The following is a 26,144-nucleotide window of genomic DNA, read 5'->3' as shown; positions in this document are numbered from 1 at the left end:
AATTATGTTTTTGAACCATTATATTCTAGGAAATATAACCCATAATCCGCTCAATAACGGTCACGCTGTTACTTTCCGTCCGGCAAATGATGAGTATGGTATCATCTCCACAGATAGTCCCCATCACTTCGGTCCACTCGATATTATCGAGCAACGCAGCAATGGAGTTCGCTGTGCCAGGCAAACACTTCATCACGACCAGATTGTTTGAGTGATCAATGTGTAAGAAGTTGTCCACGAGGGCACGTTTCAGCTTCTGAATCGGATTATATCGTTGGTCAGTCGGCAACGAATACTTGTAACGTCCATCATCCATCGGGATTTTGATTAAAAGGAGTTCCTTGATATCCCGGGATACTGTTGCTTGAGTCACCTGAAATCCGGATTTACGCAAAGCTTCAACCAGATCATCCTGGGTTTCTATTTCGTTTTGACTAATAATTTCACGTATCTTAATGTGTCGTTGTCCTTTCATACATGCCTCCAGTTAAAAGTTCAATATATTGCAATGACGGCAAATTTTAATTTCCGTACACTTTGCCATGCTGCAATTCGTTATTCGTTATATAAGCAACTTCCAGGTTATATAAATACCCTTAGTCCAGATCATCTCCATCGTATACATCTTCCTGATAATCCATGAGCCTGATGATCTTGATATCCGATTCCTCCATGTCCACATACAGCAAGCCTTCACAGCCGGGATATAACAACAAATAATACAGGAAACGGTCTCGCAGGGCTGGGCCAGTAAGTTCAAGTGGTTGTCTGCGACGAGACGTCTTCACCAGATATCTTTCCTCATCACGCTCTGCCACATAATCAATGAACAGCCTGCTGTAATAAACGGATTCATTCGCTTCAAAGGCAAGTGGAACCTTCATTTTACCTCCGATGACTTCATATCCTTCCGCTTCAAGCAGATCCAATGCCGGTGAGTCCTGGATTTCTGAATTCAGTTGCATACCCGACAAACTTACCGGAATCGGACGATTAACCCAATTCCGCAAGCCAAAGAACAGCCATAATATCAAGCAGACAGCAAGTACACCAATAACAATTGTGTCATATTGCCCATCCATCATCGCTCACCTCGAAGACATATTCGAGATTCGACAACCGATTTCCTTTTAGAATGTCACCTTTCCAGCGAAAAGAAACCCATCTTATGATGAGTTTCCTGTAAAAGTATGAGCAGCTTCCATTGCAACTTGATCTGCAAGTGCATCAAGTGAAGCCTGAACGTTCTCTTGTTGTGTTGCCTCTGGTTCTTCCAGACGCCAATGTGCGAGAAATTCGATATTGCCTTCTCCGCCTGTAATCGGCGAGAAAGTTAAACCCTTCAGCTTCAATCCAAGCTCATTGGCGAAACGGAGTATCGTCTGCAAAACATCCTTGTGAACCTTAGAATCACGAACGACGCCAGACTTGCCGACTTTCTCACGGCCTGCTTCAAACTGAGGTTTAATCAACGCTACAATGTCTGCCGGCTGCTTCAGAAGTGCCAGCAACGGGGCAAAATAATTCTCAGCGAAATAAAGGATACATCGATACTGGCAAAATTCGGTACAGGTCCATTTAAATCTTCCGGAGTCACATAACGGAAATTGGTTCTTTCCATTACAGTAACCCGTTCATCATTACGGAGTGACCAATCCAGCTGGTTATATCCTACATCGATGGCATATACATGAGATGCACCATGCTGTAGAGCACAATCGGTAAATCCGCCAGTCGATGAACCGATATCAAGCATCACAAGTCCATTCATATTGAGGTCGAAGTGACGGATCGCTTTTTCAAGCTTTAATCCGCCTCTACCAACATAGGGGTGTACTGAACCCTTTACTTTAAGTTCGGCTTCCCTTGGAATCTTCATGCCCGCTTTTTCAATCCGCTCATTGTTGGCATATACCAGTCCAGCCATGATTGCAGCTTTTGCCTTCTCACGACTTTCGTAATAACCCTGCTCAACCAGCAGAACATCAATTCGTTCTTTCGGGAGTGACATGTCTTTCTCCTATCATGTAGTAATCCTAATTAATCAATCATGTGTTCCAGTTACTCTAATTGCTCCTGTTACGAAGGAAACCGAGTTCTGGACATGCCATATGAAGATTGGGCTGCCATACTGCGCAGCTCCGAGCTCACATTCTCGACCGTGAGTCCCACTTCAGCTCTCTGATCCTCAATGCTTCCATGCTCAATGAATCGATCAGGGATGCCCATCAGTTGCACGTGAACATCATGCAGCCCTTGTTCTGCATAGAACTCCAGAACTGCACTGCCCATACTGCCAGCTTGTGATGCTTCTTCAAGCACAATCAACTTCGTGCCTCGGACAGCCAGATCACGCAGCATCTGCTCATCAAGCGGCTTAAGGAAGCGTGCGTTAATTACGCCAACCGTAATACCTTCTCTTTTAACCGTCTCAGCAGCTTCTTCAGCAAGCTGCACCATCGATCCCGATGCGATAATCGCATAACCTTCAGATGGACGAAGCTGCTCCCATGTACCGATTGGAATCGGAATGAGTTCATTGTCTAGAGGTACGCCTACAACATTGTTTCGTGGATAACGATAAGCAATTGGACCTTCATTATATTCAAGCGCCGTCTTCATCATATGACGCAATTCATTCTCATCCTTCGGCATCATCAGAACGATATTTGGAATATGACGCATAAACGCCACATCGTACACACCCTGATGCGTTTCGCCATCCGGCCCGACAAATCCGGCACGGTCAATAGCGAACATAACATTGGCGTTATGACGACAAATATCATGTACAATCTGATCATATGCACGCTGCATAAACGTCGAATAAACGGCAAATACGGGTTTCAACCCTTCCATAGCCAGTGCTGCACACATGGTTGCCGCATGCTGTTCAGCAATACCCACGTCAATCATGCGATCAGGGAATTCCTTACTGAAAGGAATAAGTCCCGAACCTGTTGGCATGGCTGGTGTCACCGCTACAATTCGTTTATCCTGCTTGGCAAGATCAATCAACGTTTTGCCGAACACTTCAGTATACATCGGTTTGCCTACAGCTTTTAGCACTTGACCTGATTCAATCTTGTACGGAGAAATGCCGTGCCATTTGTGTGAATCGGCCTCAGCAGGCTGATAGCCTTTACCTTTGGTGGTAAGCACATGCACCATTACAGGGCCATCCACGTTATCCGCCTGTTTGAACGTTTCAATCAATTTAGGAATGTCGTGTCCATCAATAGGTCCCAAATAGGTAAAGCCCAGCTCTTCGAACAGAACTCCTGGAACCATCATGTATTTGACACTATCTTTAATCCAGCTCGCCGATTTGGCCAAACGATCCCCGATGGCAGGAATTTTTTTGAGCATTCCTTCCACGTCGTCCTTGGCTTTCAAATAATGACGATCCGAACGGATTTTGCTCAAATATTTATGCATAGCCCCAACATTCGGAGCAATGGACATTTCATTATCATTGAGGATGACCATCAGTTTTTTCTGCTCATGACCAATGTGATTGAGAGCTTCAAACGCCATACCACCTGTAAGCGCTCCATCCCCGATCATCGCAATAACCTGATTGTCTTCACCCTTAAGATCACGGGCAAGCGCCATGCCCATTGCAGCAGACAACGATGTACTGCTGTGGCCGGCTTCCCATACATCATGTTCACTCTCGTTACGTTTAACAAATCCGCACATCCCGTTGTGCTGACGCAGTGTATCAAAGCGATCCATCCGCCCCGTTAGAACCTTGTGCACATAAGCCTGATGCCCTACATCGAAAATCATTTTGTCCACAGGACTGTTATAGCAATAATGCAGGGCTACCGTGAGCTCAACCACTCCTAAGTTGGGTGCAAGATGGCCCCCTGTAACAGACAGCTTCTCAATCAGAAACTGCCGGATCTCTGCCGACAAAAGAACGAGATCATCCTGAGACATCGACTTTAGATCACTGGGTTGTTTAATTTGTGGAAGCAGCACGAGAATCTCCCCGCTTTCCTAGATTGTTTGATTGTTTTGTAAACGATATATACACAGTTTATTAAATCACATTAAAACATTATAACATAAAAGAACAAGAATCATAATTTACGGCACTATACTCCAGATAACGAGCATTTTCGCCAGCAACGAACGTATGATCTTCCTCCATATGTATTCCCCAATTCATTTGGGACACTCTACTCATGAACCCAGAAAAAGCACATTAAAAGGATTACACTAATCTGAGTGATTTGAAACAGTGATGTTCTCCAGAACCTAATGATCACGACTCATCAGATAATCAGCAATCTCTATCAGTCTGGAAGGGTCAGGTAACTCCGCTCTATCAAGCGCATCTTTTGCAGATTGCGTAAGGGATTTCACCTCATGAAGGGACGCATCCATTCCAATAAAATAAGGATATGTAACCTTTTGCTGATTCACATCACTTTGCGTCTTCTTGCCCATTTTCTGCTCGTCACCCGTCAGGTCCAGAATATCATCCTGAATCTGGAAAGCCAGCCCCAGGTCTCTGCCAAATACCCGCAGCGCTTCCAATTGACCTTCTGTTGCACCACCAATGCGTGCTCCAGCAATGAGAGAAAACACAATTAAATCTCCGGTCTTATGCAGATGAATGTACTGCAGTTGGGCAAGATCAGTCATCCCCTGCTCGCCCTCCATATCAGCCACTTGTCCGCCAACCATGCCTCTGGCTCCAGCCAGTTCGGACAATTCCTCTACAATGGACAACAATGCATCTGCTGACACACCGCTGCGACGACCTGCCTGAACGATACTATAAAAAGCATGCGTTAACAGTGCATCACCAGCCAATATAGCTGTCGCTTCACCAAATACTTTGTGATTCGTTAATTTTCCCTGCGATAGTCGTCATTATCCATTGCAGGGAGGTCATCGTGGATCAATGAATAGGTATGAACCATCTCCACGGCGCAGGCTACCGGCAGTGCAGCTGAACGCTGTGCACCGAAGGCTTCCGCCGCAGCAACGACCAGAAGTGGACGAAGGCGTTTGCCCCGGCCATAAGTGAATACTGCATCGCGTCAACCAGTGACTGAGGCACATCCCAGTGAACAGGAAGAGTCTGCTTCAACTCTCCCGTCACTTCAGCTGTGACTTCCTCAAGATACATTTCAAACGAAGGACGATTACTCATTGACTTCACCGCTTTCGTCGACAGTAGTGCCGAACGGTTTCTTGCGAAGTTCCCCATCCTCTTCTACGATCATTTCGATCTTACGTTCCACTTGTTCCAGCTTCAAACCGCAAAGTTGTGAAAGCTTCATTCCACGCTGAAACAAATCAATGGCCTGTTCCAGTGGAACATCACCATGCTCTAGCTGACCTACGATGTCTTCCAATGCCGCCATTGCCTCTTCAAAATTCAATTCCGGTTCATTCGCCATGGGTATTGTCGTCCTCCTTCATTCCCCAAACCTGACAGTCCAGCTGCCCGTCTGTTAATTTAATCTTTATCGAATCTCCAGGCTGTACATCCTTCATCGATTTGATCAATCGTTGCTCCTGTTCGTCATATACAAGGCTGTAACCTCGTGACATGACTTTGAGCGGGCTAAGCGCATCCAGATGCCGCACAGATGATTTCCATTGCTGCTGCTTCGCTCTCGTAATAGATCGGATGGCAACCTCCAGCTGACGCCGGGCTGATGCATTCTCGCGTCTTGCTGCATTTACCTGTTCGCGAGGATTGAAACGCTGCAATGCCGCACGCAGACGCTCCTGCTTCTCAACCGTCCATTTCATGCGCGTATTTACCGTTCTCAGAAGTCGTTGTTGCAGCATGTCCAGTCGCTCCGTATGCTGCATTAAGGTACGCCTTGGGTGCACAAGTACAGGTGAACGTTGCAACCTGGCCAGTCGCTCGCGATTATGAACAGCACGCTGACGTAAACTGTGCTGCAGCTGACGCTGACGCTGAGCAATCTGATCAAGCAGTTCAGCTCGATTGGGCACTGCCAGTTCGGCAGCAGCCGTAGGCGTTGCTGCACGCAGATCCGCAGCAAAATCAGCAATCGTAAAATCTGTTTCATGCCCGACTGCTGAGATCACTGGAATGTCCGAGCCCACAATCGCTCTTGCCACGATCTCCTCGTTGAAAGCCCACAACTCCTCCAATGATCCACCGCCTCGTCCAACAATCAGCACATCGGCTTCGCCCATTCGGTTCAGATTGTTGATGGCCTTCACAATGGAAGGAGCCGCGCCTTTACCCTGAACGAGAACAGGATATAGAATCACTTGGGCAGAGGGATATCTGCGTTGTAAGGTAATCATGATATCCCTTACCGCTGCACCTGTAGGAGAAGTGACCACACCAATCGTCTGTGGGAAACGGGGAATCGGCCTTTTCCGTGATGCAGAGAACAGCCCCTCGTCCTCCAGCTTTTTTTTCAGCTGCTCATAAGCCAAATACAGACTTCCGATACCGTCCGGCTGCATGTGTGTGGCGTAGAATTGATATTGTCCATCCCGTTCATACACCGAGACATTGCCACGAGCAATAACCCTTGCACCCTCCTTCGGTACAAAGGGCAATCGTTGATTATGGGAAGCAAACATAATGGATTTAATTCGGCTGTCCTTGTCCTTTAATGTGAAATACATATGACCACTGGAATGATGTGTAAAATTGGAAATCTCTCCGCGCAGCCATACATCCGACAGTACCTGATCCGATTCCAGCTTCATCCGGATGTATCGGTTCAGGTCTTTAATGGAGTAGATTTTTTGATCTGCCACAGATTCGACCTAGGCCAATCCGTGAGCGCGTTTGGCAGCGATCAGTGTATTTTGCATCAACATGGTAATCGTCATTGGACCAACGCCTCCAGGAACAGGTGTAATTGGACCAGATACTGTCTTCACGCTTTCGAAATCCACATCCCCTGCCAGTTTGCCGTTATCCAAACGGTTCATCCCCACATCAATTACAACGGCACCCGGTTTAACGAAATCGGCATCCACAAAGTTTGCACTTCCAATGGCAACCACAAGAATATCTGCTTGGCGCGTGATCTCTTTCATGTTTGCTGTACGGGAATGACACATGGTTACCGTTGCGTTCTCACGTTGAAGCAGCAAGGATACCGGTTTGCCGACAATGTTGCTGCGTCCGATAACTACGGCATGTTTGCCCGACATTTCGAGACCCGTACGCTTGATCAGCTCGATTACGCCCGCAGGGGTACATGGCAACAGGCTATCATCACCAATGACGAGATTACCCACATTAACCGGGTGGAATCCGTCCACATCTTTGTCTACGGCGATCGCATCGATAACCGCTTTCTCTTCGATATGCTTCGGTAGTGGGAGCTGAACCAAAATGCCGTTAATGGATTCCTGCTTGTTCAGCTTGTCCACCAGAGCGAGCAGTTCCTCTTGGGACGTGCTTGCATCCAGACGATGAACTTCGGAATAGAAACCGAGGTCGTGACATGCTTTTTCTTTATTACGCACATATACTTGGGATGCCGGATCTTCCCCGACGAGCACTACAGCCAGACCAGGTACTACCCCCTGTTCGCTAAGCTGTTTTACTTCAGTTGTCATGCTTGCGCGGATTTCTTGGGATACTTCCTTACCGTTAATAATAGATGCTGTCACTGTACTCTCTCTCCCTTATGTGAACATATGATTTAGAATCGGTACTGAAAACCGGTCTTTTTGAAAATAAACTATATTTAATTGTAACTTAAGACATTTTTGCTTTGATGGTGTCGACTTCCTGAATCATGCGCCCAAGTACACCATTAACGAATTTACCGGATTCATCTGTACCAAAATATTTGGACAATTCAATCGCTTCATTAACGGATACCTTTGCCGGAATATCATCACGGAACACCATTTCATACGTTGAAAGCCGTAAAATCTGGCGATCTACCCGCGACAGACGACTAATCTGCCAGCCTTTCAAATAATCGACGAGTAAGCCGTCAATCGCTTCTTTATTGTTCCATGCGCCCTGTACCATTTCGGTCACGTAGGTACGCATCACATCTGCATCACGAATAACCACTTCGGTTTCATTGTCTTCAGCGGCTTCATTGATCAACATATTCACGGCTTCAGCTGCGCCCACTTCATTCATTTCCATCTGATACAGACTTTGTACTGCAATTTCCCTTGCCAAACGTCTTTTCATGTCCTGCCTCCTGCAGCGCTCCCTCTGGAGCGTCATCATGCTTATTTTAAAATATAAAATCTTTGATGGAATCAGAGATCTTATTATATTGTTATCCCTTTTCACAAAAAAACCTGCAATCGTTTCCTCCAAAAAACGGGCAACCTAAACTACAGCTCTATTTTCGGAAGAAACATATTGCAGGGTTCAGGTGGCTCACTTAAAGGGACGCCAGCGATCGCCGAGCCATTGCCCCCATTCCCTCCAGGGAATGAACGAGCCCAGCTTCGAGTCGCTTCGTCTGCCTAACGTATAACCGATGAACACCAAGAGTGCAAAGAACAACATATCCCAAAAACCGATCCATACATAAAGAAATCCAAAAAAGATGCCGGCGATAATTCCGGTAATTCGGCCTCTGTGACTATCCCAAATCTCTCTCCACAGCATCAGTGAAACTCACCTCATTCCACTCGACTCTTGTAGTTAGGCGACTGGGTAACGTTAGCGATATACACGGTGACAAAAGAAACCGGGATACCCGTAATCTCCTGTACATGATCATGTATTGCCTTCTGCAGATCGGATGTCAGCGTCGGGATTGGCGTCTCGCCATCCACTACCGCGCGAATCATAATTTCCAGTCCGGATTCAACCACACGAATACGAGCTTTGACATCACGCACTCCCCGGAAACGGGAAGTTGCTTTGAGACAGAGATTTTCAATCGTTTCCATCGAAATCTGTACATCACCATATTCGGTACGCTGATCTACAGACGGCAATGAAGCACGATCACGCCGAACCGAGATGTAGAAAAATCGCAAACTCAGGATAAACAAAATCGCTGCTGCAACAACCGCCGCAACAATAACGTTTTGTTCCTGCTGGTAATTCAATTCGTAAGGCAGCACACCACTGATAAGAAGTATGACTGCTGCCGATATTGCTCCAACGCTTATGCTGTATATAAACAACAGAAGCCGATCCAGTATTTTAGCCACGAACTGCACAGCCTCCCTTGCTCACTAACATTGCTTAACCTGCCCATTGGCAAAAAGTGATCCTCAGGTGCAAGCTTTCGCTTTCTATGAAGACCTGTCCAAGACGGGATAACCCCGGCAGTGATGCCGGGGAATCTGTCTTCTTTTATTTTACGCGCTGACTGTTCAGGTCGATTTCTTCTACTTTCTCGGTGCTCTTGAACTGAACGTCATGAATGTGCACGTTCACTTCATTCACATTCAATCCTGTCATGTTCTCAATGGAGCGCTTCACGTTCTGTTGAATTTCGGTAGCCACCTGTGGCAGACGGTAACCATATTCAATAATAACGGAAACATCCACTGCAGCTTCACGCTGACCTACTTCAACCTTAACGCCTTTGGAAAGGTTTTTGCGACCAAGCAATTCAGCAAATCCACCAGCGAATCCACCGCTCATGCCTGCAACACCTTTGACTTCAACTGTAGCCAGCCCAGCGATCACTTCAATAACTTCAGGTGCGATCTGGATTTCACCGATATCCGTTCGTTCAAATTCTGTCGGCAGTGTACTCATAACTGTTCAACACACCTTTCGCGAAATAAGTTTGCGGCCATCCGTCAGGGCGCTGGTATTCAGGCCAATCTGGCCTTCAGAACCCTTCCGGTCCGGCTTTACCGGAACTCCTGCAACCTTTATCCGCTTATTAGCTACGGCTTATCCTCTGCAGGAGACATGCGCTCTTATTATTACATACTATATCATTTGGGCTACATTATGACAAACAAGCCCAATATACCTTTTAAATCTCATTTTCCTCAAGAAATTTGATATCAAAGTCACCACGAACGAACGTTGGATGCTCCAGCAATTTCTGATGAAAAGGAATCGTAGTGAAAATGCCTTCAATCGCAAATTCAGCCAATGCACGCTTCATCTTCGCGATGGCCTCTTCCCGATTTGCTCCCCACACGATCAATTTGGCAATCATGGAGTCATAGTAAGGAGAGATGGTGTAGCCCGGATAAGCTGCACTATCTACACGTACACCCGGACCTCCTGGTGCAAGGTAGAAACCAATTTTACCTGGTGAAGGCATAAAGTTACGGTCTGGATCTTCTGCGTTGATACGGCATTCAATGGACCAACCGTTGATCACAACATCTTCCTGACGGAAAGAAAGCGGATTGCCTTCAGCTACCGAGATCATTTCGCGGATCAGATCCACTCCTGTAACCATCTCTGTTACGGGGTGTTCCACCTGAACACGTGTATTCATTTCCATGAAATAGAATTCACCGTTAGGGCTGAGCAAGAACTCAAGCGTACCTGCTCCAGAGTAATCCACGGCAAGTGCTGCCCGGACTGCGGCTTCTCCCATCAATGTACGCACGTCTTCAGAGATAATTGGACAAGGTGCTTCTTCCACAAGCTTTTGACGTCGACGCTGAACGGAACAATCACGCTCGCCCAGATGCACTGCATTTCCATGTTTGTCAGCAATGATCTGAATCTCTACGTGTTTCATGCCTGTCAGGAATTTCTCCAGATATACTCCGGCATTGCCAAAAGCTTTCTGTGCTTCCTGCTGGGCAGCTGTAATTTGCTTGATCAGCGTTTCCTCATCTTCAGCGATACGAATCCCTTTACCTCCACCACCAGCGGTAGCTTTGATAATGACAGGATATCCAATATCTCTAGCAATCATAATGGCTTCATTCATATTTTCAACCAAACCGTCAGATCCCGGAATTACAGGTACACCTGCATCCTTCATCGTTTGTTTGGCTACAGCCTTATCTCCCATTTTGGTAATAGCTTCCGGAGAAGGACCGATGAACGTAATATTGCAGGAACCACAGATTTCTGCAAAATCAGCGTTTTCTGCCAGGAATCCGTACCCGGGGTGAATCGCATCACAATCCGTCAGTGTAGCTACACTCATCAGGTTTGTGAAGTTTAGATAACTGTCTTTCGAAAGTGTAGGCCCGATACAATACGCTTCATCTGCAAGACGAACATGCAGGGAGTCTTTATCCGCTTCCGAATAGACTGCTACCGTCGAAATGCCGATTTCACGACAGGCACGAATAATACGTACCGCAATTTCGCCACGGTTCGCAATCAGTATTTTTTGAAATTTCATTTCGTTTTTGTCCTCCTTCGAAGCTCATGCAGTTGCGTTATGCGGCTATAACCGTTATTCCGGTTTTACCAGGAACAGGGGTTGTCCATACTCAACCAGCTGTCCGTTCTCAACCAGCACTTCAACGATTTCTCCCTTGATGTCAGCATCAAGCTCGTTCATCAGCTTCATCGCCTCAATGATACATACCGTTGTTTTCTCAACAACTTTATCACCAGCGCTTACAAAAGGACCTGCTTCCGGCGAGGAAGCTCTGTAAAAAGTACCTACCATCGGAGATACGATTTTATGTAAATGACTTGTAGTATCGACTTGCGGAGCAGCCTCAGCTACCACTGCAGCCGGTTGCACCTGTGGTGCAGCAATCATTTGCGGTTGAATAGCAGCTGCCTGCACATACTCGGTTTTGCCCGGTTTGCGAATCGACAACCGTGATCCTTCGTTTTCAATTTCCAACTCTTGAACGGAACTTTCATCTACCAGTTTGATCAGTTCTTTGATCTCACTCAATTTAAACATTTCCATTATTCACTCCTTCGGCATCATGCCAGTCTCACTAGGACGGTCATATGGCTTTATGTATTATATCATAATCGATAAAAATGGAAAGAGCCCGAGATCTGATCCAGCTCTCGGGCTACTTTTCCATGATTTGGATTACTGTTCTGTCACGTATTGCACGCTGATTTTATTTTGGGATACAGCCAGTTCTTTCATCACCAGATCTACAATGGAAACCGCCTGTTTTACATCCAGTTTGTCACTAAGAACAACAACTTTATACTTGTCTGCATCCTCTTGAACGATGGCATTGGCAAACTGCTGCGACAGTGTTTCTTCAATGCCATTGATTTTGGCTTCTTTTTCTTCAAGCGTACGAAGCTGTTCTGTTGCCTTGGCATTTTCCTCTGGCGTTTTGCTCAGATCGCCCGCAACGGTCATGAGTTCCTCATATTTGCGGTTGTTGCTCTCCTCACGCTGCCACTGGTAGTTTTGGAACTGGCTGCTCGCGGACGCCGCCGTATTCTGCTCCTCCATCTCCTTAAGGACGTCCTCATCCGTTTTCGTTGCACTACCGTCTGTTCCGGCATTTGTCTCAGGAGTGGTTGTTGTGCCTTTGTCTGTCCCTTTTTCGCTGCCTTTACCTGCCTCACCTTGTTTCTCTCCCGATTCCGCAGCCGGTGATTTCTCCGTGTCTCCAGCTTCTTTACCGTCTACAACCGCCGGATTATCAACAGATTCAGTTGCAGCTTGGTCTCCCTCTGTCCCTGTAACTTCACCGCCATTGACCACTTCATTCACCACCAAACCTTCTGTCGGATCAAGGATTCCAGCTGTTTCCTTTGTTTCTCCCTGCTTCATCCCATCCACCTGCGTGCTCTCAGCTACAGGCGTATTAACCGGACCGGAATCTTCAGTGAACAGGTAATAGGCGGACAAAATGACCATCAGACTCAGCATGGATACGAGCCATACCGTTTGACGTTTGTTATTCATTAGAACTTCCTCCTCGAATTGGCTTCATTCTTGTGACGATCAAATCTTGTGATACAGGGTCCCGGACTAATCCTGCTTGCGCGGAACAACCGAAATTCGGTAGGCCGCAACATTCAGTCCTTTTTCCACAGCATCTGTAATCAGGTCCTTCACAACCTTGTTCTCTGCACCTCTGGCAACGACAAGCACGCCCCGGATTTGCGGTTTGAGCTTTTTCGTGACAATCGGCGTCTGATCCCCTGATATTTCATACGTAATAATTTCACCATCCCGGGTATACTGCGTCATATGTCGTTTGCCCCCGTTGGCATCCGTTTCTTCGGTGAGCTGCTGCGAATCCTTCACATTACGCTGTACAACAAGCTCTTCAGTAGAATCCACGGTAACCATCACATCAACAGTCCCCACACCTACGATATTTTCCAGCACACCCTTGATCTTGTCCTCGAATGCAATCTCTATCGCCTGAAATGGGTTCTGATCCGTCAGGTCCGTCTGTATAGATGCCATGGATGTAGCCGGATCAGGAGGCTCGCGACCGATATTCTCGGAATCAATCTTTTTGACATTGACGAAGGAGTTGAACAACATAATTCCCACTCCGATCAAACCAAGGATAATGAGCCAGCGAAAGGTTTGACTGCGTCGTTGTCCACCTTCTCCGCCACCAAACCAGCTTTCCATCTTTTTGAGCCATTGCCTCATCGGATACCCTCCTTCTCACAGCGCCGAAGCGCTTTTATTTTCTTTCACCTGTACTTTGTTTGCATCAATATCCCACTTCTCCGTCAATAGCGTAATAATTTGTACTGCACGTTCTGACCGGGAGGTTGTCTGTCCTTGCTGAGGAATTGTCTCTGCCTGTTCACCCCAAACAGGTGTGGAGTCAGCTTCCTGTCCACTTTGCGAATCGCCAGAATTCCTGTTACTCACGCGGCCACTTTCACGATTGCTGCCGCTGTTCACCTCGATCTGTACATCTGGGACCTCAATCTGACCAATCTGGATTGGCTCTTGTACTGGAGTCGATTCAGTGGGTTCAGATTCCGAATCAGAGCCGAGTGACGGTGCTGTACTTGCCACTGCATCCTGTTGACCTGTGTTGGAATTACCTTTGCCCGTTGTAGTCTCACCTGCCATCTCCACCAAAACATACTGGATCACGGGAAGTTCAACCGAGGATGCCAAATCTGTCTCCGATTTGGTTGTATCCATAGCGAGCTTTACCTCGACGGACTGAACTCGCTCCCCGGTTGTTTCTTCAATCTGCCCTTTCATTACGTTAGCCAGTTCTTTGGCAGTCCATTGCAGCGACTGTTCCTGTTCATTGGATTGCAGCCGCTTGCCTTGAGCCAAAATCTGTTCAAGTGTTGCACTTCCATCGGACGGCGAGTCCATGGCGGTCATCGCTCGCTTAAGCTCACCAACCGGATCACTCTTCAAGAGCTTCGTTATGGGAGATAACAGGGTCAGCAGGATAAGAAGGCTCAGCACAAGCTTGACATAGCGTTCCATGGATCGATTAGGCAGCAGCATATCCACGAAAGTCGCCAGCAGAACGATCATAATCAATTCCCGGAGCCAGCTGCTCAGCCACCCCATCCTTCCAACCCCCTTTCTCTTGAGCAGCCCCTCATCTCATCATGACAGTCAGATTGCCTGCGGTTAGCAGGATCGTGATTGCCAGAAAAAACATCAATCCAACGGCCGCCAGTGCTGCAAATACATAGATCATACTTTTGCCAATTGCCTGCAAGCACCCTACAATCGGCGTATCACCTAACGGTTGCATGATCGCGCCAGTGATGTTGTAGATCAGGGCCAGCGTCAAAATTTTAAGCGCGGGAAACGCGCATAAAAACAAGATGATGATGACACCCGTCAATCCGATTGCATTTTTCACCAGCAGTGACGCTGTGATCACCGTATCGGTTGCATCCGCAAACGTTCTGCCGACAATGGGAACAAAGTTGCCTGCGATGTACTTCGCCGCCTTCAGGCTGACACCATCTGCCACGGAGCCTGATGCACCCTGCACCGAAATGACGCCCAGGAACATCGTAAGCAGTATACCGAGCAGAGCCACACTAATGTTTCGTAACAGATCTGCCAGCTGTGTCAGCTTGTATTTGTCGGACAAGGAACTGACGAGATGTAATACTGCCGAGAAGAAGAGCAGCGGGAATACCAGCATGTGAATCAATGTACCAACCAGATGGATCATGAAAATGATGAGCGGATGGGTCACAGAAACGGTAATGACATTTCCCATTGAAGCCAGCAGCGTAAACAGCAGGGGCACCATGGCCATCATAAAGTTGATCATGCTGGCTATAGCATCCTTGGCGTATCCAATAGCTACACTGAAGCTGTTGATGGCGATGATGATAATGACCATGTAACAGATGGAGTAAGCGATTTTGCTAATATTGTTTTTCTCAAAAGCGGTTTGCAACGTCTCCAGAATCATGCTTAGCACACTTAGCATCACAATCGTGACCAGAAGTTTGCCGTTATATAAAATCTCATGCAGCATGAAGGTTCCTATCGCTATAAACACCGACTTCAGACTGAACCCTTCATTGCCGGGCATTAACATATCCATAAAGGAAGGTGTTTTTCCTTCCGGGAAAAAACCGCCGTATTGCTGCATGAGTTGATCCCAATATTTTTCCACCTGATCCTTAGGAAGCTGGTCAGCCTGCTGCTGCATCCACTCTCCTGAGGGAGAACCAGCGGCAACCTGTCCTATGATCGCAAACAGAAAACACAGCGTCAGCACGAAGGTAAGGCGCCACTGCGGCTTGTAATGCATCATTTTCATATGAAGTCCGCACGCCTCCCTCTACACCGGCATCAGCTTCATGACGGTTTCGATAATAATGCTGATGATCGGTATGGCGAGTACAAGGATCAGCACCTTGCCAGCAAGTTCAATTTTGGAAGCAATGCTCTCCTGGCCCGCATCCCTGACAATCTGTGCCCCGAATTCAGCAATGTACGCTATACCTATAATTTTCAGTACGGTTTTCAGATAAATGCTCTCCATGCCTGAATTCTCGGCAAGCCGTTTCAACACTTCAATTACTGCGCCAATCTTGCCAATCAGCAGCATGAAGATCACAATGCCAGTCGCGGCAGCAATCAGAAAAGCGAACATGGGCTTCTGTTCTTTGATAACTAAAATGAGCACCGTTGCGATGAGCGCCAGACCTACAACTTGGATAATTTCCACAGGTCACCACCATCCCGGCTTCATGACCGTTCTCATTGAAAAAGAAATATCGATTTGATCTCTTGCAGCAGGCTGTCCAGCATACGGACCACCATGAACAATACAACGACAAATCCGATCACGGTCACCCAGTGAGCCATATCTTCCTTTCCCATTTGTTTCAGCACCGTATGAATCATCGCAATGATGATTCCGATGCCCGCAATTTGAAAGATTGCGTTCACTTCTAAATTCATGACCTTGGCACCTCACTATCCCGGCTATTTCAGAAGATCAGAATGACGATTAACGCTCCGACAAGCATCCCGAGACTGCGGCACATTCGTTCATATTTCATTTGATCGGCTTGGGCACGGGATTCCTCATGCATGAGTTGCTGAATGGCTAACGAGATGTGCTTGGTCTGATCCTGACGATCACTGGTGCCAAGGCTGAAGCTCAATTGCAGCATGACCTCCCGCTCGTCTGCCTTCATAGCTGATCTTCCCCACGTCTCTTCTATCCCAGACTGCAGACTCTCAAGAGCAGTGTGACCATGGGGAGGTTCCATCTGCCTGGCTGCGTGGAGGAACAGCGTTCGAACAGGTTCTTTCGTTTGGGCTCCCATTTTCCCCATTGCATCAGGCAACGGGGTCAGCCCGTAGTTAATCTCGGTCATCAGCCGCTGGAGAGCGGCGATTAATTCTCGCAGTTGTCTGGGCCTCAAGGCATACTGCCTTGCCTTGTAGAATCCGGCGAGCGTACTGGCCAGCAGAATGATGACGGCACCGAGCATGTTAAGCAAATGCCTCACCTCCCACTTCTGTCTGCTGGAGGCCACGCATTTTACCATCGGCCAATCGAAAGGTCATGCCCCGGCTCGTCCGCTGCAGCTGTACATAGCGCTGAAACATCTGCTCGACGATCAAGGTTCTCAGCGCAGGTCTGGAAGAAAGCTCGGCCAAGTCACGACCATGTGCAGTAGCAATGACAGATACGCCAGCATGGAGTGCCTCCATCACTGCCTCCGCATCTTCAGGACGGCCTATCTCGTCCACAATCAGGACATCGGGAGACATGGAGCGAAGCATCATCATCATGCCTTCTGCCTTTGGACAACCGTCCATGACATCGGTGCGGGGTCCCACGTCAAATCCCGGTACGCCCTTGTAACTACCAGCGATTTCAGATCGCTCATCAACGATGCCAACCTTTAAACGCGGACGTATACCCTGAACTAGCTCATTGACACCCGTAAGTTTGGTTCCACTGCTAATCTGTCTTGCCAAATCCCGCAGTAATGTGGTCTTGCCTTGCTGTGGGGGAGAAAGAATTAAGGTGTGCATGACCTGTCCACTCTTCATGTCCAGCAAATAAGGCAGAATGCGATCAGCGACTCCGTGAATCTCTCGGGCAACCCTGACATTGAATCCATTGATATCACGCAAGTATTCCACGCGACCGCCACTTAGCACTGTCCGGCCAGCCAGACCGATTCGATGCCCGCCAGGAATGGTGATGAATCCTTTACGCAGCTCCTCTTCCAATGTATAAAGCGAATGATTGCTGATCAGATCCAGCAGCCTGTGTGTTACCTCTTTTAAGGGAATATAGGCTTCATCAGGCTTCGAAGTCGGACTGCCCTGGGGTGTGAGGAAGTGGTAGGTATCTCCTGCATTGATTTCCAGTGGTCTTCCTTCACGGATACGTACTTCCTCCACTTTATCTAATAAAGCGGGCGGCATTCTTCCCAGAATGGTTCGAATCGGTTCCGGAAAGATATCCTTCCAGTTCACCATCATGAATAGGCCCCTCCAACCTTGATTTCGGTTTTGTAGCGTTCCTGGTGCTTGTTCATATCTCAAGTTTATGTGTGTACATTGATTTTATGACGCTGAAATCTATCATTTTCTTCAAAATAGCGATGAGAGTTAAAAATCATAGATCAGCCTGCTGTTCTAGATCTAGGCACCCGTCTAGATCCAATTGCATATAGTGCTTGCAGACAGGTGATATTCATTCCGGGATAAAAAAGGGCAGAACCACCTACCCCAAGTACAGAAAGGAGTTGTGGGGAGTGAGAGTTGATGTGGTAGGCAATGTGAATGAAGTTCGCAGAATGGATATTGCAGGACGATGTGTGGTAGTAATTGATGTATTGCGAACGACCAGTACGATTGTTACGGCACTGGCATATGATGCGGCGGATGTGATTGCTGTAGAGACGGTTCCTCAAGCGAAACAATTGAACGTGAAGGATGCCATTCGTGGCGGGGAACGTTTTGATAAAAAAATTTCAGGATTCGTGGCGGGCAATTCCCCCTATGAATATATGACGCCGAGTATTGTGGGCAAAACCATTATTCTGACCACTACAGATGGTACACGCGCCCTCATCAAAGCATCCAAAGCCAAACATGTGCTTGCAGGCTCATTTCTCAATGTGAAGGCTGTAGCGGCTGTTCTGTGCGAGCTGCGCAGGGATATCCTATTGTTATGTGCCGGGGATCAGGATGAGTTTGCAATGGAAGATGGCCTGTGTGCAGGCAGCATTATTGAAGAATTGTACCGGCAATCCCCATTTCCCATCATGCTCAACGATCTGGGACTGGTGCTTCATCAGGCTGCAACCCATGCCGAAGACAAATTGCCCGATCTGGTTCGAGTATCCGCTGGTGGCCGAAGGCTGGAGAGGCTGGGCAGAATGCATGACGTAACGTATTGCACCCAATTGAACTTGCTGGACTGCGTTCCAGAGATGGGTGAAGGGAACCGAATGCAACCATTCCGAGGAACACGTAAGGAAAGAATGTTTAAATTGTTGTGAACAACCTAAAAAGGTGTACTGCTTCCCGGATGGGAATACACAGTACACCTTTGTTGTATCTTTACAACTATATCGGTTTTTATCTACGAACTTGCGGTCCGCCAATCACGGCTTGCTCTGCCGTATCCAGATCATACGCTGTGTGTAGGGCCTTAATTACGTCATGAAGCTTCTCTCCGTCAATAACACACGATACCTTGATCTCGGAAGTGCTGACCATCTTGATGCTCACGCCTTCGCCCGAGATGACTTGGAACATCTTCGCAGCAACACCCGGATGGCTAACCATTCCTGCACCAACGATCGAGACCTTAACAAGGTTTTCTTCCGAAGTGACTTCACGGTAAGGCAGGCGGCTGTGAAGAACCTCAATGACACGCAGTGCGTTCTCACGATCAGACAGTGCAACAGAGAACGAGAAGTCTGCCTTGCCGTCCATCACACCGCTCTGTACGATAATGTCAACGTCCAGCTGTTCAGATGCAAGGGCACCAAATACCTCAGCAAGAACCCCGGTACGTCTGGTACACCCAGAATACTGATGCGAGCCACGTTTTTGTCATAGGCAATTCCACTAACTACCACGCCTTGTTCCATTGTTGCTTCCTCCTTCACAACCGTTCCTTCATTATGGTTAAAGCTGGATCTTACAATCAAAGGCACACCGGAATGCTTCGCGTATTCAACTGCACGCGGATGCAATACCGCTGCTCCCAGATTGGCCAGTTCCAGCATTTCGTCGTACGATATTTCCTTGAGCTTGCGTGCAACCTTTACAATTCGCGGATCGGTAGAATAGATACCGTCTACATCCGTGTAAATCTCGCAAGCGTCCGCCTTGATGGCTGCTGCCAAGGCTACTGCCGTTGTATCAGATCCGCCGCGGCCAAGCGTCGTAATCTCACCGTCTTCCGTCATTCCCTGGAAGCCTGCAACGATAACGATGTTGCCTTCTGCCAGCGCCTGATTCACCCGTTCCGGATGAATATCGTTAATCCGTGCTTTGCCGTGTACTGGCTCCGTCCGGAATCCCGCTTGCCAGCCTGTAAATGAAATGGCTTTGCGCCCCAGCGCCTGAATTGCCATGGATAACAATGAAATCGAGATCTGTTCTCCCGTAGTCAACAGCATATCCATCTCACGTGCAGGCAGTTCACTGTTCAGCTGTTTCGCCTGATCAATCAGATCATCGGTGGTATCCCCCATGGCCGAAACCACGACTACACACTGATGTCCTTCATCCGCTTTTTCTACAACACGTCCGGCTACACGCTTCATGCGTTCTGTATCTCCGACCGAGCTGCCTCCAAATTTCATGACGTACAATGACAACGCAAATCCACTCCCTACCTTGTGCAGTATGCATAATTGATGTCCATCGTCATTATTCTCTCCGAAAAATGACTTTAACCCAGTATATTACGAAAGCGTCTGATAGGCTAATCTTTTTTCAAAAAAACCCTTTGCCAGAGAAAAGGCAAAGGGTTGAGTTCATGCTTTATTTTTTTACACCAAGTGAACGTTACGCGCGGGAAGAGTATTTACCTTCACGCGTATCGATCAGCAGAACATCGCCTTCGTTGATGAACAATGGTACTTGTACATTCAGGCCTGTTTCCACTTTAGCATTTTTGGTAGCGCCTTGTGCAGTGTTGCCTTTTACGCTTGGCTCTGTTTCAATAACTTTCAACTCTACGCTTGTAGGCAAGTCGATACCGAGGATTTCACCTTGGTAGCTAACGATTTTTACGTTCATGTTTTCTTTGAGGAAGTTCAATTCCCACTCCAATTGGTCGCTTGTCAGTGTGAACTGATCATATGTTTCGTTGTCCATGAACGTGTGCTCTGTACCGCTAGCGTACAGGTAGGATACGCCACGGTTTTCGATGATGGCACGGCCAATGGTTTCACCCGCACGGAATGTTTTCTCAACGGTGTTACCATTGCGCAGGTTTTTCAGTTTGGAACGTACGAAAGCCGCACCTTTACCTGGTTTAACATGTTGGAAATCAAGTACGGTATAGATGTCGTTGTCCACTTGGACAGTCAAGCCTGTTTTAAAATCGTTTACTGAAATCACAAAAAATCCCTCCTGATATGGTTGAAAAGTAGGTGATATGAGACGATGGGTTAATTTATAGATGGATTCATTCTATACAACTGATTCTATACAACTGGTAATCGTGTGCGACGTGACCGTTCCGGGATCGGATCGTTCCTCCGATCGCTGTTGTCTCCTCATTTTCCCGATTAGATTTTGATAAGGTTTAAAATGAGGAGACAAAGGCGAGCGCTTCGCTTCTTCAGAATCGATTCCGCTCCCTTCACTACGCTTACGCTTATCCAGGTTAGTAGTGAATACCCAAATACCTATAAAATAAAAATCGTCTTATATCACCAGTGGCTGTAAATTAGCCGATTACGGTGAACTTCTTGTCCGAATTCGTCAAAATGTGAATACCAGTCTCGGTAATCACCACGTCATCCTCAATACGCACGCCGCCAAGACCGTCAATGTAGATACCCGGTTCAACGGTTACGACCATGCCCGGTTTCAATACATCGTCGCTAAGCTTGGACAAACGGGGAGCCTCATGGACTTCCATACCCAGACCGTGGCCCGTGCTGTGCCCGAATTGCTCTCCATATCCGTGCCCTGCAATAATATCACGTGCCAATGCATCTGCTTCCCGTCCGGTCATACCCGGTTTCAGGTTCGCCAGCGTATGTAACTGGGCTTCCAGTACGATATCGTAAATTTTACGCAGTTCAGGTACAGGCGTGCCCGTTGCGATGGTACGTGTCAGATCTGAACAGTATCCATCCAAAAGCGCACCGAAGTCAAATGTAATTAACTCATTTTGTCCGATGACTTTGCCGCTTGCTACACCATGAGGCATAGCAGAACGTTCACCCGATGCAACGATCGTGTCGAACGAAGAGGAAGTTGCTCCATGTTTGCGCATGAAAAACTCCATCTCCAAATCCACTTCACGTTCAGTCATACCCGGTTTTGCGAATTGCAAAACGTGACTGAATGTTGCATCTGCCAGATCCGCAGCTCTTTGCATTACAGCGATCTCATCTTCGTCCTTGAACATGCGAAGTTGCTCCACGATACCGGATACAGCTTTCAATTCAATAGACTGAAGCGCTTCAGCATAAGCAGTATGCGTGCCATAGGTGACATGATCCTGCTCAAAACCAACCTGCTTGATATTCGCCGATGCTAGCAAATCGCGAACGGATTCCAACGGTTTCGGTCCATGTTCCACAACGGTAAATCCTTTGGCTTGTTGCGGTGCCTGTGTCATATAACGGAAGTCAGTAAGCAAATAGGCTTCCTGTTCCGTAATCAGCACATATCCCGCTGAGCCTGTAAAACCCGTCATATAACGACGGTTAATCGGATTAGTAATCAGCATAGCCGTGAGTTCATGTTCATGCATGGCCTCACGTAACTTATTTACTCGTTTGTTTTCCATCGGTAACCCTTCTTTCTCTCACATTCCCGGGTCCCCGGCTCAGGTTTGCTTGTCCAGATGACGCACGAGAGCCAGCAGTCCCAGTTCGTAGCTTACTTCGCCAAATCCGGCAATCTGCCCGATTGTTTCTGCAGCAATTACTGAATGATGTCTGAACGCTTCGCGTGCATGAATGTTGGATAGATGTACTTCTACTGTAGGAACTTTTACGGCATTGATGGCATCACGCACAGCATAGCTGTAATGGGTCAGCGCTCCGGCATTCAGCATGATTCCGTCTGCATCGCCCATCGCTGCATGAATACGATCAATGATGTCCCCTTCGTGATTGGATTGATAAAAAGTGATGGAGACGCCCAGCTCCTCTGCCTGTCTGCGAATTTTGTCCTCAATATCCTTCAGACTAAGCGTTCCATAGATGCCGGGTTCACGTACGCCGAGCATGTTCAGGTTCGGGCCATTGATTACAACAATCCGTTTCATAGCTACTCCACCCTTTCTGCAAATAACCATCTGCTATTTTAACACAGCCATTGCCGGATTGAGAAGCTTTTTTGCGGCTATGCTCCCGCTTGCTCTGGCTCACGTTTCCGTTCATCCGTGAACTCCATGGCTACGGTGTACCCGATAAACAGTCCCCACAGCAAGAAGAAACAAAATTCTGTAATGATGGAATCCCAGGTTAAGCGGTTTAAGGGCTTTACCATATCCAGTTTTGGACCTATCAGGACAAAGATAATCAGCCACCAAACAATGCCGTAGATCATACCTGGAATCGGGCCTTTGAATTTTTTTAAAGTGAACGTGTAGATCAGAGATGCGATAAGAGAAAAGACAATAAAAAACAGCCAGCCAGTCAAATGTCCTGCTGCAGTATATATAAAATTGTGTTTAAAAAACGGTTCAGCCAAAAATCCTAAAGGCACAATCGTAAAATGAAGCAGATAAGACAGCCAATGCAAACCTCCCCAGATAAAACCTGCGAAAAAACCAAGCTCCACTGCAAAAGGTAACGGCTTGGTAAGATAATGCGCTTGGCCTTGCCGCTGGGTAGGACGCTTGCCCCGGTCCTTTGGCTCTCCTTTGTCAGCACGTTGATTTTCCTTATGTGATGTGCGTTCACCGGTATACTCTGTCATCGATATTCTCCTTCACAATCAGTTTGCAAAACCTGAGGTTAAATCTCCAATTTTGTCCTAACTCTACCGGGTAGTATGTACAAATCAGGACAAAGTTAACAACATCGCCCTTGGATCGACTCGCAAACTAGAAATTGCTCTCAAAATTCGATACAATAGGGATATTAAACTGCCTTCGACCATGAAGGCCTAGAACAGAATAGGAAGGTGAATAATTTGCCTCAACAATCCAAGCCTGTCAGCTACGGGGGGCAAGCTGTCATTGAGGGCGTAATGTTCGGCGGTAAACATGTCAACGTTACAGCTGTGCGAAGAAAAGACGGCGAAATTACGTATCTGGAAGTTCCCAAGCAAGACAAGTCCTGGGTCATGAAATTGCGGCGGATTCCACTACTGCGCGGAATTGTCAGCATTATAGATTCGAGCGTCAAAGGAAGCAAACATCTCAATTATTCTGCTGACGCATATGCTGATGATGAACTGGAACCTGAAGAAAAAGCAAAACAAAAAGAAAAAGAAGGCTCAGGTTGGAGCCTAAGCATGATTATCGGCGTCACCGCAGTAGCTATCCTTTCGTTTCTCTTTGGTAAAATTGTGCTCACATTGTTGCCGGTTGTTATTGAGAATTTTCTGTTCAAGAATGCATTCGACAATCAGTTTTTGCATAATTTACTGGAAGGCGGAATTAAGCTGATCCTGTTGCTTGCCTATCTGTGGCTGATCTCCCAAACACCGATGATTAAACGTCTGTTCCAATACCATGGTGCAGAACATAAAGTCATTAGTGCTCACGAAGCCGGAGAAGAACTAACACCAGAAAATGTGCAAAAGTACAGCCGTCTGCATTATCGCTGCGGAAGCAGTTTTATTATGCTGACTGTCATTATCGGTGTATTCTTGTACTCCCTCTTCACGTATGATAACCTCTGGGAACGTATGGGACAGCGGCTGCTGTTGTTGCCAGTAGTGCTCGGTATTTCGTTTGAATTGTTAAAGTTGACCAACTCGGTACGTGATATCCCTGTACTTCGTTATCTCGGATACCCTGGGCTATGGCTGCAATTACTGACAACCAAAGAACCAACTAATGAACAGGTAGAAGTATCCATAGCTTCGTTTAACCGTATGCGTGAATTGGATGCCAAGCTCGCAAACGTATCGGCCACGTCGGAAGTCCCTGTTGCAACATTTGATCCTGTGAAAGGGTGAATGATATGAAAAAGCAGGCCATCATTTTTTGGACGTTCATTGCACTCGCGGCCATTGGATTATTCCGGATGATGAGTGGAGGTATATCGAAATTCATCATTCCTCTCGCCGTGTTCGGAGTTGTGTTCCTGCTCTATAAATATCCGCCCCGCCGTTGGGAACGCAAAACATCATCACCGAAGATTAAACCATCGGCTAAAACCATGGCTAAAGTTAATGCGCAGTCTGGTGCCCGGAAAAGCAGCTCATCTTCCAAAAAACGCAAGGATTATCCTTTCCAGGTTATCCAGGGACAAAAGGGTAAAAGCGATGAGGACGTACCCAAGTATCATTAAAGCACTAAATTCGACTAAATACAGAAAAGCAATTCTCCCAACATGCGGAGAATTGCTTTTTCTTTATACAGGAGTCAGTGGTGGTATCTCCGCTTTTTTCTTTCTTAGCTCTCGGCTCTGTTTGTCCAGCTGTTCACCATAGTTCTTGGTGTTCCATCCACTGAAAAATTCAGTCCCTGCGTTAACCCCAGATTGATATAAAGCTGTACTGTCCTGTACAGAAAGGTTAAACTCCGTAGGTTTAATTCCAAGGGTAGGGATTTTCACCGTACGGAATCGATTGATCTGTTCGATATATCGTTCGTCATGAGCAGTAAGCATCGTTTCTACCAAAGCTTGAAGCATACTTAGGGGACCTCTGATTCTAGCCGTCTCTCCTTCGGTTTTACCAACCATTTTAAAACCAACCACAGGTATGATTTCTCCTCCACGCTCTGTACGCTCCCCATCAAACAGCCAGAGCGGAAAATTGCTCAGTAATGCTCCATCGACGATATAAACAAACTGGTCCGCAAAACGTAAACCCTTAGACAGGATAGGGGATCTGCGAATGGCTACCGGGTCGAAGAAATAGGGGATACTGCAACTCATGCGTACGGCCTTGGCTACCTCCAGTTTCGAAGGATCTATTCCGAATCGTTTGATATCATCCGGCAGTACCAAAATGGTACCATTCGAAATGTCGGATGCAATAATTAATAACTTTCCTGGAGGCAGATCAGCAAACGTCCGAAACCCCTTTTTTTTCAGCATATCCCGAATCCAGCATTCAAGCGCTTCCCCAGAATATAGCCCCTTCTTCAAAAACAGCCTTGCTGCGGTCCGATCCACTTGGTATCAAATATGGGAGAACGTCGCAGCAACGAAGCAAACGGCGTATTCTCGATAATGCCTTTCATCTCTTCCGCCGAATAGCCCGCGGCTAGCAAAGCAGCTACGATAGAACCCGATGACGTGCCGGCTACGCGATTGAACTCGACACCATGATCCTCTGCACCCTTTACGGCGCCGGCGAGTGAAATCCCCTTTACGCCGCCGCCTTCAAAAACTCCATTAATCAACACAATAAAACCCCCGTTCTCCAGGCAGTCCATGCTACTACTGCCACTGTATGAGAACAGGGGTTGGTCTTATTACGCTTATTACG

27 protein-coding genes and 4 pseudogenes are annotated in these 26,144 nt (G+C 47.2%); 3 read left to right on the top strand and 28 right to left on the bottom strand.

Annotated features, from left to right (window positions below; translation table 11 throughout):
- Positions 1 to 25: 25 nt before the first annotated feature.
- The 22 genes and pseudogenes from ahrC to spoIIIAA all read right to left on the bottom strand — a co-directional run bounded on the left by ahrC (position 26) and on the right by spoIIIAA (position 17,804).
- A complete protein-coding gene (ahrC, locus tag ACTWJ7_RS14150; RefSeq protein ID WP_079349472.1) occupies positions 26 to 475 on the bottom strand; it encodes a transcriptional regulator AhrC/ArgR in 450 nt (149 codons plus the stop codon).
- Positions 476 to 596: 121 nt separating this feature from the next.
- Positions 597 to 1,085 carry a hypothetical protein gene (locus ACTWJ7_RS14145; protein WP_236642090.1) on the bottom strand — a complete coding sequence of 163 codons (489 nt, stop codon included), beginning with the start codon at positions 1,083 to 1,085 and terminating at the stop codon, positions 597 to 599.
- An 81-nt stretch (positions 1,086 to 1,166) separates the two neighbouring features.
- A pseudogene (locus tag ACTWJ7_RS14140) lies at positions 1,167 to 2,011 on the bottom strand (TlyA family RNA methyltransferase).
- Positions 2,012 to 2,079: 68 nt separating this feature from the next.
- Positions 2,080 to 3,987: a 1-deoxy-D-xylulose-5-phosphate synthase gene (dxs, locus tag ACTWJ7_RS14135; protein WP_079349474.1), complete on the bottom strand. Its 1,908-nt coding sequence runs from the start codon at positions 3,985 to 3,987 to the stop codon at positions 2,080 to 2,082.
- Positions 3,988 to 4,266: 279 nt separating this feature from the next.
- Positions 4,267 to 5,170: pseudogene (locus ACTWJ7_RS14130) on the bottom strand (polyprenyl synthetase family protein).
- Positions 5,163 to 5,420, bottom strand: coding sequence for an exodeoxyribonuclease VII small subunit (xseB, locus tag ACTWJ7_RS14125; RefSeq protein WP_079349476.1), 258 nt, complete (start codon positions 5,418 to 5,420; stop codon positions 5,163 to 5,165). Before xseB ends, ACTWJ7_RS14130 begins: the two are co-directional and overlap by 8 nt.
- A complete protein-coding gene (gene xseA / locus ACTWJ7_RS14120) occupies positions 5,410 to 6,774 on the bottom strand; it encodes an exodeoxyribonuclease VII large subunit (RefSeq protein WP_079349477.1) in 1,365 nt (454 codons plus the stop codon). The genes xseB and xseA overlap by 11 nt, the downstream gene beginning before the upstream one ends.
- A gap of 9 nt (positions 6,775 to 6,783) precedes the next feature.
- Positions 6,784 to 7,641, bottom strand: coding sequence for a bifunctional methylenetetrahydrofolate dehydrogenase/methenyltetrahydrofolate cyclohydrolase FolD (gene folD / locus ACTWJ7_RS14115; RefSeq protein ID WP_079349478.1), 858 nt, complete (start codon positions 7,639 to 7,641; stop codon positions 6,784 to 6,786).
- Positions 7,642 to 7,729: 88 nt separating this feature from the next.
- Positions 7,730 to 8,182 (bottom strand): transcription antitermination factor NusB, encoded by a 453-nt coding sequence (nusB, locus tag ACTWJ7_RS14110; RefSeq protein ID WP_024630993.1) that lies wholly within the window; start codon positions 8,180 to 8,182, stop codon positions 7,730 to 7,732.
- Positions 8,183 to 8,377: 195 nt separating this feature from the next.
- On the bottom strand, positions 8,378 to 8,611 hold the full coding sequence (locus ACTWJ7_RS14105) for a DUF2273 domain-containing protein (protein WP_079349479.1): 234 nt from the start codon (positions 8,609 to 8,611) through the stop codon (positions 8,378 to 8,380).
- A gap of 14 nt (positions 8,612 to 8,625) precedes the next feature.
- Entirely contained in the window at positions 8,626 to 9,165 is a 540-nt protein-coding gene (gene amaP, locus ACTWJ7_RS14100) for an alkaline shock response membrane anchor protein AmaP (RefSeq protein ID WP_024630995.1), read from the bottom strand.
- A gap of 145 nt (positions 9,166 to 9,310) precedes the next feature.
- Positions 9,311 to 9,721 carry an Asp23/Gls24 family envelope stress response protein gene (locus tag ACTWJ7_RS14095; RefSeq protein ID WP_024630996.1) on the bottom strand — a complete coding sequence of 137 codons (411 nt, stop codon included), beginning with the start codon at positions 9,719 to 9,721 and terminating at the stop codon, positions 9,311 to 9,313.
- A 226-nt stretch (positions 9,722 to 9,947) separates the two neighbouring features.
- Positions 9,948 to 11,291: an acetyl-CoA carboxylase biotin carboxylase subunit gene (gene accC, locus ACTWJ7_RS14090; protein ID WP_443145547.1), complete on the bottom strand. Its 1,344-nt coding sequence runs from the start codon at positions 11,289 to 11,291 to the stop codon at positions 9,948 to 9,950.
- Positions 11,292 to 11,345: 54 nt separating this feature from the next.
- On the bottom strand, positions 11,346 to 11,810 hold the full coding sequence (gene accB / locus ACTWJ7_RS14085; protein WP_063565765.1) for an acetyl-CoA carboxylase biotin carboxyl carrier protein: 465 nt from the start codon (positions 11,808 to 11,810) through the stop codon (positions 11,346 to 11,348).
- Between the two features lie 138 nt (positions 11,811 to 11,948).
- Positions 11,949 to 12,788 carry a SpoIIIAH-like family protein gene (locus ACTWJ7_RS14080; RefSeq protein ID WP_079349481.1) on the bottom strand — a complete coding sequence of 280 codons (840 nt, stop codon included), beginning with the start codon at positions 12,786 to 12,788 and terminating at the stop codon, positions 11,949 to 11,951.
- Positions 12,789 to 12,854: 66 nt separating this feature from the next.
- The gene (gene spoIIIAG, locus ACTWJ7_RS14075; RefSeq protein WP_053784409.1) at positions 12,855 to 13,493 is read right to left on the bottom strand and encodes a stage III sporulation protein AG; all 639 of its coding nucleotides are present in this window, start codon (positions 13,491 to 13,493) and stop codon (positions 12,855 to 12,857) included.
- A 15-nt stretch (positions 13,494 to 13,508) separates the two neighbouring features.
- Complete coding sequence (gene spoIIIAF / locus ACTWJ7_RS14070; RefSeq protein ID WP_301877689.1) at positions 13,509 to 14,390, bottom strand: stage III sporulation protein AF; 882 nt, start codon at positions 14,388 to 14,390, stop codon at positions 13,509 to 13,511.
- A gap of 31 nt (positions 14,391 to 14,421) precedes the next feature.
- Positions 14,422 to 15,612 carry a stage III sporulation protein AE gene (gene spoIIIAE / locus ACTWJ7_RS14065; RefSeq protein WP_024631002.1) on the bottom strand — a complete coding sequence of 397 codons (1,191 nt, stop codon included), beginning with the start codon at positions 15,610 to 15,612 and terminating at the stop codon, positions 14,422 to 14,424.
- Positions 15,613 to 15,633: 21 nt separating this feature from the next.
- The gene (spoIIIAD, locus tag ACTWJ7_RS14060) at positions 15,634 to 16,023 is read right to left on the bottom strand and encodes a stage III sporulation protein AD (protein ID WP_017687586.1); all 390 of its coding nucleotides are present in this window, start codon (positions 16,021 to 16,023) and stop codon (positions 15,634 to 15,636) included.
- Between the two features lie 32 nt (positions 16,024 to 16,055).
- Positions 16,056 to 16,259, bottom strand: a complete 204-nt coding sequence (spoIIIAC, locus tag ACTWJ7_RS14055; protein WP_017687585.1) for a stage III sporulation protein AC — start codon at positions 16,257 to 16,259, stop codon at positions 16,056 to 16,058.
- A 29-nt stretch (positions 16,260 to 16,288) separates the two neighbouring features.
- On the bottom strand, positions 16,289 to 16,807 hold the full coding sequence (gene spoIIIAB, locus ACTWJ7_RS14050; protein ID WP_079349483.1) for a stage III sporulation protein SpoIIIAB: 519 nt from the start codon (positions 16,805 to 16,807) through the stop codon (positions 16,289 to 16,291).
- Complete coding sequence (gene spoIIIAA / locus ACTWJ7_RS14045; RefSeq protein WP_024631004.1) at positions 16,800 to 17,804, bottom strand: stage III sporulation protein AA; 1,005 nt, start codon at positions 17,802 to 17,804, stop codon at positions 16,800 to 16,802. Before spoIIIAA ends, spoIIIAB begins: the two co-directional genes overlap by 8 nt.
- Before the next feature lie 275 nt (positions 17,805 to 18,079).
- Here spoIIIAA and ACTWJ7_RS14040 point away from each other — a divergent pair, with 275 nt between their 5' ends.
- Positions 18,080 to 18,829, top strand: a complete 750-nt coding sequence (locus tag ACTWJ7_RS14040; RefSeq protein ID WP_079349484.1) for a 2-phosphosulfolactate phosphatase — start codon at positions 18,080 to 18,082, stop codon at positions 18,827 to 18,829.
- 79 nt (positions 18,830 to 18,908) lie between these two features.
- Here the strand turns inward: ACTWJ7_RS14040 and ACTWJ7_RS14035 are convergent.
- The 5 genes and pseudogenes from ACTWJ7_RS14035 to ACTWJ7_RS14015 form a co-directional block, all read right to left on the bottom strand.
- Positions 18,909 to 20,161: pseudogene (locus ACTWJ7_RS14035) on the bottom strand (aspartate kinase).
- 190 nt (positions 20,162 to 20,351) lie between these two features.
- Entirely contained in the window at positions 20,352 to 20,909 is a 558-nt protein-coding gene (gene efp, locus ACTWJ7_RS14030; RefSeq protein ID WP_024631007.1) for an elongation factor P, read from the bottom strand.
- 331 nt (positions 20,910 to 21,240) lie between these two features.
- Positions 21,241 to 22,314, bottom strand: a complete 1,074-nt coding sequence (locus ACTWJ7_RS14025; protein ID WP_079349485.1) for a M24 family metallopeptidase — start codon at positions 22,312 to 22,314, stop codon at positions 21,241 to 21,243.
- 39 nt (positions 22,315 to 22,353) lie between these two features.
- Positions 22,354 to 22,797, bottom strand: a complete 444-nt coding sequence (gene aroQ / locus ACTWJ7_RS14020; RefSeq protein WP_079349486.1) for a type II 3-dehydroquinate dehydratase — start codon at positions 22,795 to 22,797, stop codon at positions 22,354 to 22,356.
- Positions 22,798 to 22,874: 77 nt separating this feature from the next.
- Positions 22,875 to 23,453, bottom strand: a complete 579-nt coding sequence (locus tag ACTWJ7_RS14015; protein ID WP_301877694.1) for a YqhR family membrane protein — start codon at positions 23,451 to 23,453, stop codon at positions 22,875 to 22,877.
- Positions 23,454 to 23,669: 216 nt separating this feature from the next.
- On the opposite strand from ACTWJ7_RS14015, the gene ACTWJ7_RS14010 reads away from it, so the two are divergent.
- Together ACTWJ7_RS14010 and ACTWJ7_RS14005 are read left to right on the top strand one after the other, a co-directional pair.
- Positions 23,670 to 24,662, top strand: a complete 993-nt coding sequence (locus tag ACTWJ7_RS14010) for a DUF1385 domain-containing protein (protein ID WP_024631011.1) — start codon at positions 23,670 to 23,672, stop codon at positions 24,660 to 24,662.
- Positions 24,663 to 24,667: 5 nt separating this feature from the next.
- A complete protein-coding gene (locus ACTWJ7_RS14005) occupies positions 24,668 to 24,997 on the top strand; it encodes a hypothetical protein (protein ID WP_301877695.1) in 330 nt (109 codons plus the stop codon).
- A 63-nt stretch (positions 24,998 to 25,060) separates the two neighbouring features.
- Here ACTWJ7_RS14005 and ACTWJ7_RS14000 read toward each other — a convergent pair.
- A pseudogene (locus ACTWJ7_RS14000) lies at positions 25,061 to 26,061 on the bottom strand (patatin-like phospholipase family protein).
- Between the last annotated feature and the right edge of the window lie 83 nt (positions 26,062 to 26,144).

It is taken from the genome of Paenibacillus sp. 1A_MP2 (assembly GCF_052244825.1).
GTDB classification, from domain to species: Bacteria; Bacillota; Bacilli; order Paenibacillales; family Paenibacillaceae; genus Paenibacillus; species Paenibacillus vandeheii.
This window is presented reverse-complemented; position numbering and strand designations above follow the sequence as displayed.